At 43.9% G+C, this 13,032-nt stretch carries 14 protein-coding genes; 2 read left to right on the top strand and 12 right to left on the bottom strand.

The window, feature by feature from the left end:
- Positions 1-3: 3 nt before the first annotated feature.
- The 12 genes from CELL2_RS04265 to ligA form a co-directional block, all read right to left on the bottom strand.
- Entirely contained in the window at positions 4-459 is a 456-nt protein-coding gene (locus CELL2_RS04265; RefSeq protein ID WP_039446210.1) for a hypothetical protein, read from the bottom strand.
- Positions 456-872 (bottom strand): hypothetical protein, encoded by a 417-nt coding sequence (locus CELL2_RS04260; protein ID WP_011943420.1) that lies wholly within the window; start codon positions 870-872, stop codon positions 456-458. Before CELL2_RS04260 ends, CELL2_RS04265 begins: the two co-directional genes overlap by 4 nt.
- A complete protein-coding gene (locus CELL2_RS04255; protein WP_235231294.1) occupies positions 869-1,288 on the bottom strand; it encodes a hypothetical protein in 420 nt (139 codons plus the stop codon). Before CELL2_RS04255 ends, CELL2_RS04260 begins: the two co-directional genes overlap by 4 nt.
- 100 nt (positions 1,289-1,388) lie before the next feature.
- Positions 1,389-2,369, bottom strand: coding sequence for a hypothetical protein (locus tag CELL2_RS04250; RefSeq protein ID WP_011943418.1), 981 nt, complete (start codon positions 2,367-2,369; stop codon positions 1,389-1,391).
- A 1-nt stretch (position 2,370) separates the two neighbouring features.
- Positions 2,371-2,754 carry a hypothetical protein gene (locus tag CELL2_RS04245; RefSeq protein ID WP_011943417.1) on the bottom strand — a complete coding sequence of 128 codons (384 nt, stop codon included), beginning with the start codon at positions 2,752-2,754 and terminating at the stop codon, positions 2,371-2,373.
- Positions 2,751-3,950, bottom strand: coding sequence for a type II secretion system F family protein (locus tag CELL2_RS04240; RefSeq protein WP_038033220.1), 1,200 nt, complete (start codon positions 3,948-3,950; stop codon positions 2,751-2,753). The genes CELL2_RS04245 and CELL2_RS04240 overlap by 4 nt, the downstream gene beginning before the upstream one ends.
- Position 3,951: 1 nt before the next feature.
- Complete coding sequence (locus CELL2_RS04235) at positions 3,952-4,422, bottom strand: ferritin family protein (protein WP_038033218.1); 471 nt, start codon at positions 4,420-4,422, stop codon at positions 3,952-3,954.
- A 2-nt stretch (positions 4,423-4,424) separates the two neighbouring features.
- Positions 4,425-5,345 carry a tRNA dihydrouridine synthase DusB gene (gene dusB / locus CELL2_RS04230; protein ID WP_011943414.1) on the bottom strand — a complete coding sequence of 307 codons (921 nt, stop codon included), beginning with the start codon at positions 5,343-5,345 and terminating at the stop codon, positions 4,425-4,427.
- Complete coding sequence (gene nadD, locus CELL2_RS04225; RefSeq protein ID WP_038033216.1) at positions 5,335-5,952, bottom strand: nicotinate (nicotinamide) nucleotide adenylyltransferase; 618 nt, start codon at positions 5,950-5,952, stop codon at positions 5,335-5,337. Before nadD ends, dusB begins: the two co-directional genes overlap by 11 nt.
- On the bottom strand, positions 5,909-7,216 hold the full coding sequence (gene obgE / locus CELL2_RS04220) for a GTPase ObgE (RefSeq protein WP_012310777.1): 1,308 nt from the start codon (positions 7,214-7,216) through the stop codon (positions 5,909-5,911). Before obgE ends, nadD begins: the two co-directional genes overlap by 44 nt.
- On the bottom strand, positions 7,213-7,977 hold the full coding sequence (locus CELL2_RS04215) for a hypothetical protein (RefSeq protein WP_011943411.1): 765 nt from the start codon (positions 7,975-7,977) through the stop codon (positions 7,213-7,215). The genes obgE and CELL2_RS04215 overlap by 4 nt, the downstream gene beginning before the upstream one ends.
- Positions 7,968-10,034, bottom strand: a complete 2,067-nt coding sequence (ligA, locus tag CELL2_RS04210; protein ID WP_038033213.1) for an NAD-dependent DNA ligase LigA — start codon at positions 10,032-10,034, stop codon at positions 7,968-7,970. Before ligA ends, CELL2_RS04215 begins: the two co-directional genes overlap by 10 nt.
- Before the next feature lie 50 nt (positions 10,035-10,084).
- Between ligA and CELL2_RS04205 the strand changes: the two genes are divergently transcribed.
- Together CELL2_RS04205 and CELL2_RS04200 are read left to right on the top strand one after the other, a co-directional pair.
- Complete coding sequence (locus tag CELL2_RS04205; RefSeq protein ID WP_012310776.1) at positions 10,085-11,953, top strand: hypothetical protein; 1,869 nt, start codon at positions 10,085-10,087, stop codon at positions 11,951-11,953.
- Positions 11,950-13,029 carry a BMP family protein gene (locus CELL2_RS04200; RefSeq protein WP_011943408.1) on the top strand — a complete coding sequence of 360 codons (1,080 nt, stop codon included), beginning with the start codon at positions 11,950-11,952 and terminating at the stop codon, positions 13,027-13,029. The genes CELL2_RS04205 and CELL2_RS04200 overlap by 4 nt, the downstream gene beginning before the upstream one ends.
- Positions 13,030-13,032 lie beyond the last annotated feature (3 nt).

Below are 13,032 nucleotides of genomic sequence, written 5' to 3'. Positions count from 1 at the left end.
ATCTTATTGAAAAAATCTACCATTTTCCACGTCGAGAACCAGAACACCGAGACTCGAAACGTAGGTGACCACATAATTTCCAAAAGATGGGCTCTCGCCCGACACCTCAAAGAGTTTTTCTCCATCGGAGAGAAATACTTTTAATCCATCACCTGTTCTTATGAAACCCAGGAATCGATACTTCAGAGGAGGAAGCGTCACGATCAGAGTGTCGGCTGCCTCTTTCCCAAAGCTGAGCGTCGCGGGATTGAAAACCCTGTACGAGAATTCTGGAGGATTTTCCTGAGCCGTTTTCTTGAGCAAGGGGTTGATCTGTATTTTGTTCACCAGCGCCGTAAAATCCGTTGGCCTTTCCACCTGAAGAGTTCCGGACTCCCTGTTGCCAGCGAACAAATAGAAAAGAACAAATGACCACACAACCCCCATAATTACGAGAAGAATCACCGTTCTTCGGTTCATTGTTTCACCCTTTCTAATTCAAGGGTGATCTTCACACTGGGTTGAGATATTGGGGTACCGAAGAAATTGATCGGTATAACTCTTTTCGCATCAATGGTCAAGGTCTTCACTGTCACCCTTCGTGTCTCAGCAAGTTCCTTTAAGAGATCTTCAACTTCTTCAACACTGATTTCTTTTTCGGTGAAATTGTATTGAAACTCAGGTGTACTCATGATCGTCTTTATTATTTCCTCGTATTCCCTTTGCTTCAAGGTGAAAACCTTGAAAGCAGGTGCCAGGTTTTGAAGTTTCTGTTCCAGTTTTTTGGTGTTGGACATGAAGATCACAAAATCTGGCACCACAAGTCCAAAGACCAGCACGAGGAGAGTCAAAACAGCGAACCAGATAGCGAACTTTCTGTTTATTCCCCTCACTTTCCCACCGCCCTGTACTCAAGCCTGTACTTTCTCAGATAAAAACCTTCCGGTAGTTTTTCTTCAAACAGGAGACTTGTACTCACATTCGAGTTTTGAAAAGTACTACTTACAACGTTTTTGGAAACTTCGTAAAACTCAACAATGGCTTTTTCTTGAGAGAAATCAAGATAGCACAGAGTTCGATTTTGATCTTCAAAAATGTTCAGCAAAACCTTCAAAAAATCTTCCCATTTCTTCCTTTTGTCAAGGAAAGCATTCAGTTGATTGACTCTCACTTCCAATGATTTTATTTGGTTCATAAAAACGCTTTCCACACGGGAGATTTCCTCCAGATTTTTGGAAGAATCTTTCGAAAGCTTCACAGAATACGCTCTCAAAACCTCGGAGTAATCACTTTGCAGTCTTTCTATCATTTGCTCTTTCGCATAACTAAAGTAGATATTAAAGGAAACAGGAGGAAGCAACATGACGACCAACAGTACCAGAAAAGTAGATAACTTTACCTTTCGTTTCTTAAACGGATAGATGTTTAACTTTTCCAATTTCCCTGCCCCCCCTTATCATCAAACCAAGGGTTCCTAAGGATACACCAGGTTTAAAAGAAGGAACGATTCCTTGCTTCAACGCTACTCCCTCGAACTTTTCCAGCGTCTGAGAAAGAACTGGTGAAAGGATTGGGGGATCAACGATGTAGAAGAACTGATCGACCCTGCTCAGATTAACTTCATCCAAAGACACTTTGACTTCTCTGTCGAGTTCAATCAGGAAATCACCAAAATATGGTTGTAAAAAGTCAAGATCTACATTCACTGTTCCTTCCATCAATTCCTTGGGCTGAACTCCCGTGTTCTCCACCACAATGTCCATATAGTCCCAGAACATCGAAAAAAGCAACCTGAGAGAACGATAGTGGTTGTTCTCGAGAACAACTATGGAATAATAGTCACTCAAGAAAGAAATCACCGTAAGAACACTGGTTCCTTTCAAACGCTTCCCAAAATAGAATTCGAACACTTCAAGATATTTAACGATATCGGGAATAACCACATCCGTTTCTGGGAACTCTTTTTTCATGAGGTCTGTTACAAAACTCTTCACCTGGTCAACCTTTGAAACAAAAAACAATCCCTCACCACCGTGAATATCCAGAGGAGCAACAACAAGCTGTTCAGGGAGTATACCAAGATTTCTTGATATTTCCATCGTGGCATACTCTACAGCATTTTGCCTGTTCAACGTAGGAGGAACTTTTATATTCATCACCAGCACGTTCTCCATGGACACGTTCGCAACGACTATATCTTCAAGATCTTTTTTCACGTTTCTTGAAAGATTCAGTATAATTTCATCTGATTTCTCCTCATCTGTTATTTCCAGAAGAGATAATTTGTGATCTAACAGCTTCAATTTGGACCCTCTCATTCTCGCACGGGATATCTCCACACAATGTGAACACCAATTCAGGGAAAGGATATCATTGTAGAAAAGCTGCAAGCTATCTCCCCCCGTACAATCTCATTCTGCCAGTGACTGGTTCCACGGTGATCCACCACCCATCTCCATAGACAGTACCTGCTGTGGAGACAAACCCATTTTTGAAAGTGATGTCTTCTCCATCTACAGCCGTTTTGGAGAGAAAAGTGAATGGAAATTCATAGATTTTCTTTTCATTCTTATGAGGATCGTAAGTTACTATTTTCCCATTATCTTCTATTATCAAAAGTCCGTTTCTGGATGTTCTTTCAATCATTCTAATCGCCATGATCTTAAAAGCAACAGCCTGATGATCTTTTCCCAGCTTGAACATCAGAGTCGGTATGAAAAATCCCATTATCATCAATGAAATAGCGATGACTATGAGAACTTCGATAATGTTCATCCACCTATACTCCTCTGAAGCTGAAATACCGTGGTGTATATCGAATACGCGAGGAAAGCCACAAATCCACCAACACCTGCTATCAATAGAGGCTCTACCAGAGAAACAAGCTGCTTCACACTGTTTTTCACTATGTCCTCGTAGAAGTCGGCCACTCTTTCCATCACTTCGTCGACTTTTCCAGTCTCTTCTCCTGTTCCGATCATCTCATAAATCAACTGTGGAAAAACTCCACTTTCTGCAAAAGTATCTCGAAGGGTTTTCCCTTCGGATATCTTCCGAACCATTTCTTCGGTTTTTCTGATAATGGAAGGTGAACTGGAAGCCTGAGCGGCCATCTTTATGGCATCGGTTATTCTGACACCGCTTCCCACAAGAATTCCCAGTGTTCTGGCGAATCGTTCGAGCCCCATGTTCTGTCTGAGCTTCCTGACAGGTGGAAAAATAAAGGATAGATATTCCTTTATGTAAACACCGTATCTTGATTTCATCAAAACGAAAATACCGGCTATGATACCCACCACAAGCACCGAGAACCACGGCCAGTTTTCACTCAAAAATTCGTTGGCTTTTAGAAGAGATTGAATCGTGGGTGAGAGTGGAATAGAAGTTCCAAAAGCCCTGACGAGGTTGGGGAGTATGTAAAAACTGATCACAAGTACGATTACCACTGCAAAGAAGAGAACAAAGAGAGGATAAGCCATGGCGGATTTTACCTCATCCTGAAGCCTTTTCATACTTTCGTAAAAGTCCGCAGCCCTCTTCAGGGTTCTGTCAAGGACTCCACCTTCTTCTCCTGCTTCTAACATACTGATCAAAACACTGTCGAAAACACCTGTTTTTCTGAAAGCTTCTGCTAAAGAATCCCCTGTTTCAACGCTGAGAGCGATTTCCAGTATAACTTTTCTGAAACGCTTTGAAAAAACCGTCTGACGAGCCAGAATGTTCAACGCTTCTTTTATCCTTATACCGGCCGAAATCATTATGGAAAGCTGTCGGCAGAACGTAGCTATTTCGCTGATTGAAATCTGAAAGAACGGCGAACTCTTCTTTGGATTTTTTCTCTCTTCCACACGAACAACCATCAATCCTCTCTCAGAAAGGATCGATATCGCTTTCAACTTGTTCTCTGCTTCTATGACCCCCGTTATCTTCTTACCACTCCCCTCCACGGCCACGTATTTGTAAAAAGGCATATCAGGTGATCATCCCCTTTATCTTGAGGAGTTTTACCACGTGCTGTTTTTCCTGCTCTATAATACCTTTAACAAGAGATCTTGCTTTCTCGTTCTTCAAGAGTTCTAAAATTTCGTAATAAAAGATGATGGTTTCCTTTTCAACCGATATGGAAAAATCTACTGCTTCCTCGACAGACTTCTCTTTCAGATATTTTTCCATAACTTCAGGAGATGGAAAGAATTTCCCCTCCACAAAGCTTTTGAGATATTCTTCGGTGTCTTCCATATCGAGGTAAGTTTCCTCTTCGGCTCCCACTTCTTCTCCGATCTTTTCAAAGGTTCTGGCATGCTCGGCTTCCTGCCTGGACATGTAAGAGAAAAATTCCTTTATGTCCGGCTGAGTGAAACGCTCGGCAATTTTTCTGTAAAACTCTTCTCCCTCTTTCTCTACTCTTACTGCTATGTTCAGCAATTCCTTTGCAGAAAACATGCTCACACCTCCTTGATGAAATTATAAAACATCTCTTTTAAAATTTGAACTTTTTCTATTTTCATAACTTTCTCTCTGAATCTCCTTGCGCCTTTCAAATCTTTTGTATAACCTGCCAGAAACTTTCTCATTTCCACAACTGCTTTTCTTTCACCCTTCGTCTTTATCAACAATTCGAGATGTCTTTCGAACGTTCTAAGAATTTCTTCCCGGGACGGTTCAGAGTACCTTCCGCTTCGGAGGAAATCCTTTATCTGTTTGAAAATCCAAGGCCTTCCTATCGCGCCTCTCGCTACCAGAAGGCCATCACATCCGCTTTCTTCCAGAGCCCTTTTGGCGTCTTCTGGGGTGAAAACATCACCACTCACAAAGGTAGGAACTCTCTTTTCCAGAACACTCAACGCCTTCCATTCAGCCTTCCCAGTGAAACCCTGAACCACCGTTCTCGTGTGAATGAATACCTCATCCACTCCTTCCTCAACGAGTATTCGATATATCTCCTCGACTTCATTTTTCTCCCATCCAAGGCGAGTTTTCACAGAAAATTTGCCAGAAACACTCTTTCTGAGCTCCCTCACAATGTATCGAAAATGTCTCAAATCTTTCAACAAAGCTCCGCCTGCTCCTTTTTTTACAACTTTTCTCACAGGACAACCAGCGTTCAAATCTATCCACTTGTACTTTTCAGAGAGAATCCTCGCTGCCTCAGAAAGTTCGCTCGGTTCGCTTCCAAAGATCTGGACCGCCACGTTTCTTTCATGTGGTTGTGGTAAGAGTTCTTCTGTCTTCTGAGAATTCATGAGAAAACCCTTTGCACTCACCATTTCAGAGAACGCAAAATCCGCACCCCATTCGAAAGCCAGAGTGCGGAATGCCGAATCAGTGTATCCTGCCATCGGCGCAAGACCGACTTTAAGCTCCATAGAAAACCTCCACTTCCTCCCTGATCTCCTCTGGTACGAACCCTTTCAAAGTCTTCCCAATTCTGGCCCTTTCACGAATCTCCGTAGAAGAAATTTGAACGATAGGCATATCCAGAAACACAATCTCGCTCAGATCTCCTAATACTCTCCTGGCGTGCTCATGATAAGGTTTCCCGCAGTACCTCGGATAAACAACCAGGGTGGATTTTTCCAGGATATCGCGGTATCTGTACCATTTCTCAAAGTAAGAAAGCGCATCTTCGCCAACGATAAAGAACGGTTTTGTCTTGTAGATCTCTGAAAAATACTCTATTGTGAAGATAGAGTAAGAAACGCCTCCTCTCCCTTTCTCATAATCACTCACTTCCACCTTTTCCATTCCTTCGAAAACTTTTTTCAACCACTCGAATCTCTTTTCAAAGGGGGCGACCGTTTTCTTGTGCGGCGGATTGAAAACGGGTACAACGATCAACCGATCCAGATCGAGAATTTCAAGCGTGTAGACACTCACAAGTACATGACCGGTATGAACGGGATCGAACGAACCTCCAAATATGCCTATTCTATTCCCTGTATTCAAACTCGAAATCTCCGATCCTGACAACATCCCCTTCCTTCACCCCGGCTTCTTTCAATTTATTGTTCAAACCGTTTTTCTCCAGAACCTGTAAAAGCATCAATCTCGCATCCCTCTGATTCAGGTCGAATCTCTCTATCCAGACTCTAAGGTTCTCTCCTTCAACCACCCAGTATCCCTCATCTTCTTTGACAACTTCTAAATGGAACTTCTCAGGAAGCCTCCTCCAGACAGGTGAAGGCTTCACGAATTTTTCTTCTTTTCTTTCCGATTTCTCTACTTTCATTTCCCTGACAATGGAGGCTAGCTTTGAAACTAGCAGATCTATTCCCTCACCTGTCAAGGCAGAGACGGGGATCACCTCTCGGTTGGTAGCATCTCTCAGTCTCTTCAGAATCTTCTCCAATTCTTCTTTACCGATAAGGTCTATCTTGTTTGCAACCACTATCTCGGGTTTCTCCAAAAGGAATGGAGAATACTTCTTCATTTCTTCTCTTATGACGAAGTAATCTCTCACCGGATCTTCCCTCTCATAGCCACTCACATCGATCACATGGGCTATCAAGTAGCACCTTTCAACGTGCCTCAAAAATACGTTTCCGAGACCTACACCCTCACTTGCACCTTCGATGAGACCGGGAATGTCCGCTACCACAAAGCTGAAGTCATCGTATTTCACCACTCCCAGATTAGGTATGAGTGTTGTGAACGGATAATTCGCTATTTTGGGTCTTGCGTTGCTGATGCGCGATATGAGGGAAGACTTTCCCACGTTCGGGTATCCAACGAGTCCAACGTCTGCCAGTATCTTCAGTTCAAGTTCGAGCCATCTGGACTCACCTTTCTCGCCGCGTTCTGCTATCAAAGGAGCCTGCTTTGTGGATGTTGCAAAATGGGCGTTCCCTCTTCCGCCCTTTCCACCGCGCGCCACACACACGATTTTTCCCGGTTCGTTCAGATCAGCGATGATCTCTCCGGTAACGGCGTCTTTGACCACAGTTCCTACCGGCACGTCTATGAAAAGATCCTTACCGTTTCTTCCTTTCATTTTCTTTCCCATGCCGTGTTTTCCGTTTTCCGCCACGAATTTTCTTTTGTTCACAAATTCTATCAGTGTGGAAACAGAAGGATTGGCCCTGAGGAAGACGAACCCTCCATCGCCGCCGTCTCCACCATCAGGACCGCCCTTTGGAACGTATTTCTCTCTTCTGAAGCTCACACAACCGTTTCCTCCGTCACCGGCTTTCACGAAGATTTTCACTCTGTCAACAAAATCCGCTCTCTCTATGTTCAACTCGAGACCCTCCTGAACATCTTTTCAATCGCGTCTATCTTTTTCAAAAGATCCAGATTTTCCAGTTCCTCCAATGCATCTCTTATCGAGACCTTTTCCTTTTTGAAAATGTTCAGATTTATAAGGAGATCAACCGTTCCTTCTGTTGTCTCCAGTTGTTTAGCCAGTGAAGCCTTGAATCTGTCCTTGTATTTAGAGATTTCATGGAATGGAGGAAGACGGAAATTCTTTCCATAGTGTATCCTATCCCCGATCGGCGAAAGCTCCAGGAAGACCTCTCCCGCTGTTTCTTTTAGGAAACTATAAAGGAAAATCGTTTCCAACCTGCTCAGGTTAAACGTCTTGAAGAAATTTCTCGGTTTGATATGAACCTTTGGAGCTTTTGAAGGCTTGGGAAATTTCATTCTTTCCAGTTCATTCAACACTTCCGATTTCATAGCACCGGCTGCCACCGAAAAGATCAATCCACCACCAATTTCCAGGAAGATCTGTGGGGGAAGCGCCAGCACTTTATGAACTGCCTCCAGAAGGATTTCCGCTTTGTCAGAGGTTCCCCAGATCTTGAGTTTAGAGAATTCTGCATCAATGTGCTTTGAAACATCGAAGTATTCGGGAAGTTCTTTCTTCAGAATTCCCACAAGGTCATCGAAGGTTCTCAACAGAGAACCTCGTAATTCAGGTGGTTCGTGTCTCCAGCCAATGTTGAAAACCATCGAAAAACAAAAGCTCTTCAGTGGTTTTCCTTCGAATATCAACTCCATTCCTTCCAACTCCTCATTATCTCATCGAAGTTGTACCCTTTCAATTCTGCTCTTTTTCTGACAAACTCGAGGAATTCTTCCTCACTCATCGTTTTTACTTTCAACATCTTCGCTTTTTCGTACTTGGAACCGGGATTTTCACCCACTATGAGATAGTCCGTGTTCCTGCTCACAGAGTTGACGACTTTCGCTCCCAGCTTCTCGAAAAACTCTACTATTTCTTCTCTCGTAAAGTTCTTCAAGGTACCTGTCACGGCGAAAGTCAATCCCTTCAGAATATCGAGTTTCATAACTCTCTCTTCGAGTTTCACTCCAGCTTTTTTGAGTTTTTCAATGATTTCCCTTGTTTTTGGATTTCGGAAGTACTCAACGATGCTCTTTGCGATTTCTGGACCGATTCCCGGTATGTCCTTCAGTGTTTCATAAGAAGCATCTGCGATTGCTTCCAGGGATTTGAAATGTTCCGCGAGGATTTTCGCCGTCTTCTGACCTACCATGGGAATTCCAAGACCCGTTATCAGTTTATGGAGCGGCCTCTTCTTCGCCTCTTCTATCTCTTGGAGAATCTTAGCTATCGTTCGCTGACCGATCCCCGGTCCAAGCTGAGCGAGATCGAAAGGAGTGAGGTAGAAGATATCCGCTATATCCTTTACAAGGCCAGCATCGACCAATCTGTCTATCAACTTCTCCCCGAGTCCTTCAATATCGAGAGCCTCTCTGGAAACCAGAGTCCTCAAAGCCCTCTTCAGTTTGGCAGGACAATGCGGGTTTAGACACCTGAGAGCAACCTCTTCGGGATCCAACTTTCCTACTTTCCCGCCGCAGACAGGACACTTATCGGGTGGTTTTATTTCCTTTTCGCTTCCGGTTCTCAATTCCGGTATCGATTTGACTATTTGAGGAATGATTCCACCGGCTTTTTCCACAAAGACATAGTCTCCTATCCTGATATCTTTTTCTCTTATGTACTCGAAATTGTGCAGCGAAGCTCTCTTCACAATCGTTCCAGCGAGCTGAACGGGTTCGAGCTCGGCAACGGGTGTGAGAACACCTGTTCGTCCAACCTGGATGGTGACATCCAGCACCCTGGTTCTTGCCTGCTCAGCGGGAAATTTGAATGCGATAGCCCATCGCGGTGCTTTCGATGTTTCGCCGAGAATTCTCTGGAAATCGAATCTGTTCACCTTCACCACAACGCCATCAACCCAATAATCCAGCTCCTTCTTTCTTTCTTCCCACTCCCTCCAGTAATCGATCACTTCCTGAATGTTTTTACACAGTTTAGAGTGTGGATTCACCTTGAAACCGAGTTCTTTCAGAAACTGGAGAGCTTCCCATTGTGTCTTCAAACCGTAGTTTTCGGGATGAACCACATAGTAGATGAACGAATCCAGACGCCTTGCCGCAACGAGTGCCGTGTTCAACTGCCGAAGCGTTCCTGCAGCGGCATTCCTCGGATTGGCAAAGGGAGGTAGTCCTTCTTCTTCTCTTTCGTCGTTCAACCTTTTGAATTCATCCACAGGCATGTATATTTCCCCTCTCACTTCTACGGTGACGGGCTTTCTCAGACGAAGTGGAATACTGCGTACGGTTTTCACATTCTCGGAGACATCCTCTCCTTCTATCCCATCTCCTCGTGTCGCTCCCAAGACGAACCTTCCGTTCTCATATCTGAGAGCTATGGAAACGCCGTCTATCTTCAGCTCGGCAACGTACTCGACTTCTGCCTCCTGAAGAGTTTTTTTAACACGCCGATCGAATTCGAGAATCTCTTCTTCGTTGTACGTGTTATCAAGACTCAACATAGGAACAGAATGCTTTACCGTTTTAAAACCTTCGAGTACCTTTCCTCCTACCCTCTGAGTTGGCGAATCCGGTGTAACCAGTTCTGGATACATCCTTTCCAGTTCAATGAGCCTTCTCATGAGTTTGTCATATTCCTCGTCCGTAATAACTGGATCGTTCAAAACGTAGTATCTGTAGTTGTGATACTCGATCTCCTCTCTGAGCCTTTCCACTTCTTCAATTACTTCCTTTGGGATCTTTCTCTCACTCATTCTTGATCACCCCTTGTCTATAGTATAATCCCGAATGGGGAGTTGAGACGATGAAAAAATGGATTTTTCTGTTCTTGTTATTTCTGGTTGTACCCGTTCTTTCCCTTGCCATCGATTTAGAAAATGTCACCGCACAGTTTCAAAAGCTGGTGGAAGATTACGAAAGTGGATCCCCGCAGGATCCATTCGTGAGTTATGTAAAAGAAAACATCCCTCAACTTCAAAAGTACAGAATCTTTCGAAGATTTCTTGCAGGAAGTGTGGAAAAAACTGAATTTGCAAAAACACCGGGTGACTACCTTTTCGTGCTCTATCAAAGCTGGAAAGAAACCAACTGGGAAAGAAAACTCTCCAACGTTCTTTTCCTCTCTTACTTTCAGTCCACGATGTCCGGCTCAAAGCCTTCAGAGAGTGTCCTGAAAAATTCTCCTGCCTTCAATTCCTTCTTTGCCGAATACAGAATGTTCGTTCGCTCCAACGCGTTGAACTTGATTAGATGGATCTTAGCCTACTACACAGGAGGAACAAACACTCCCCCACCTGTTGAATTCAACCTTGGCATCAGAAAATTAGGGTTCTCTTTCAATGTGAATCATGATGTTCATCCAGATATTTTGAAACTCCTCCCTGAAGATCTGGAAACAAAATTAAAAGAAGCGATCGAGGAAATCGCCTCTTCGAAAAACCAAGCCGAGTACACTCGAAACATAAACAGGCAGGCGAGTCTTCTGTGGAAAGAATTCGAAAGTAATATCTCCGCACTCCAGAACGAAGTAGCGGGTATCTTTGAAAACACATCACTATCGATATCCAACTTCTGGTGGATCCGGTTTGTCGTCTACGGTGTTCTTCTGGTGATTTTCCTGAGAAAGTATCGAACGATACTGCAGTTCATCATCGCCGCAGAGATTCTGTTCATCTGGGTGACAAAATCGCTGTATCTCAACACCGTTGAAAACATGATCTTTTCAACTTTTGTCGTTTTCACGTTCATCTTTTTCAATTTTATCTTTCTTGTCAGGAAAAGGTATCTCTATCCACTGCTATCACTGATATTTGTCTTCCTCCTTTTCATCCCGTCGTACATCTCAGTCAGAGAAATGGGTATGGATAGTGCTTTTGAGAACTCACCGTATTACAATCAGCTGAAAGTTGAGATATTTGAAGATCCTGACTCACACGTAAAAACGATCATAAACAGAATAAACACGATAGCCCTTTCAAGTAAAGAACACACAAAGCAAATAGTGGAAACCCTTGGATCTTTACCGGAAGAACTGCTAAAAATCGAAGCTCTAAAATCGATAGAATCCACTAAAAACGGCATTTTCCTTCAGCTGAATGATCGCTCAAAATTCTTCACCACAGCCGGGTTCGAAGACAGATTGAATTTAACCGGTAAAATCGAAGGCGATCTGAGTGATTACCTCTCACAGGAAAAATCCAGGTATAGAAAGTACAAAAGAGAAATCAAATCACTGGACCAATTTGTAGAAAGGATCACCTCGTACACTTCCGAAAAATTCTCACAGGATTTCGAAAGAGAACTGACAAACACCATTGAAAGGTACCCACTCATTGAAGGTGTTTCTTTCTCCTATTCAACGGAGAAAAGGTATCTCTCGCTGAAACCTTATCGCACCGTGAATGGATTGATCGGCATCTTCACTTTCTTTTTGCTTTTCTTCTCCGCTGTTCTTGGAGGAAGATATCTGATCTTTCCCGCAGCAGCGACTCTGTTCACCTCCATCCTTTCGATGATCAAATGGAAACACCTCGAAGTTTTCGTTGAAAGCGGAATTTTCCCTCTGATCATCGAAACTTCGTCCACTCACACCTTCCACATCGAAGTGTTTTTGATATTCGTTTCTCTGTTTCTTCTCTATAAAAACTTCATGAAAAGGAGGGTGAAAGCATGAAAAAGTTTCTCGTGATTTCTTTGATGATTTTCGCGGTTGCTCTGTTTGGTTTCAAAGTCATCATGGTGACGGACGTCGGGGGACTCGGTGACAAATCCTTCAACGATGGAACGTGGGCAGGAGTAAAGCAAGCTGCAGAAGAACTCGGAATAGAAGCGAAAGTGATACAATCTTACGAGCAGTCCGACTACATACCGAACCTCAGCAAAGCAGCGGAAGAAGCTGATCTCGTGTTCGCTGTTGGTTTCATGATGACGGATGCCCTCTTTAAAGTGGCAAAGCAATATCCGGACACGTACTTTGTGGGAATAGACATCACGCCTCCCGAGGGCCAGATTCTCCCGAACGTACTCACATTCACCTTCAAAGAACAGGAAGCCGCCTTCCTGGTAGGTTACGTGGCGGCCGCCATGACGAAGACCGGAACGGTTGGATTCGTCGGAGGAATTCCGATACCTCCTGTGGAAAGGTTCAGATACGGTTACGAGGCCGGTATAAAGACTTACTCGGTTCTCCACAAAAAGAACGTGAAGATCTTGAGAGGCTACACACAGGACTTCGAAGATCCGAAGAAGGGTAAGGACCTCGCCATGTCCCAGTTTGCGGAAGGAGCCGATATTGTGTTCCACGCCTCCGGCGCCTGTGGAAACGGCGTTATAGAAGCTGCCAGGGAGAAATTCTCAGCACTGGCCGGTTCTGACAAACTCGTTGACCTTATAGATTACTACACAACGAACGGAAAGGGATTCTTCGCCATAGGAGTGGACATGGATCAGGATTACATGGCTCCCGGTGCAGTTCTGACGAGTGCCATGAAGAGAGTGGACGTTGCGTCTTATTACGGAGTTGTCTGGGCTTACGAGGGAACGTTCGAAGGTGGACACAGGGTTCTTGGAATCTCCGAAGATGCAGTTGGAATAAGTCCTATGAAGTACACGAAAGGACTCGTTCCCAACAGAGTCATAGCCGAACTCCTTTACCTTGAAAAATTGATGAAAGAAGGCACTCTGAAAGTCCCAGAGACTCAGGAAGAACTCGATGCTTTTGAAGTGCCACAAATCGAATTCCCATTCTGAGGG

The organism is Thermotoga sp. Cell2, assembly GCF_000789375.1.
Classification (GTDB): domain Bacteria; phylum Thermotogota; class Thermotogae; order Thermotogales; family Thermotogaceae; genus Thermotoga; species Thermotoga petrophila.
This window is presented reverse-complemented; position numbering and strand designations above follow the sequence as displayed.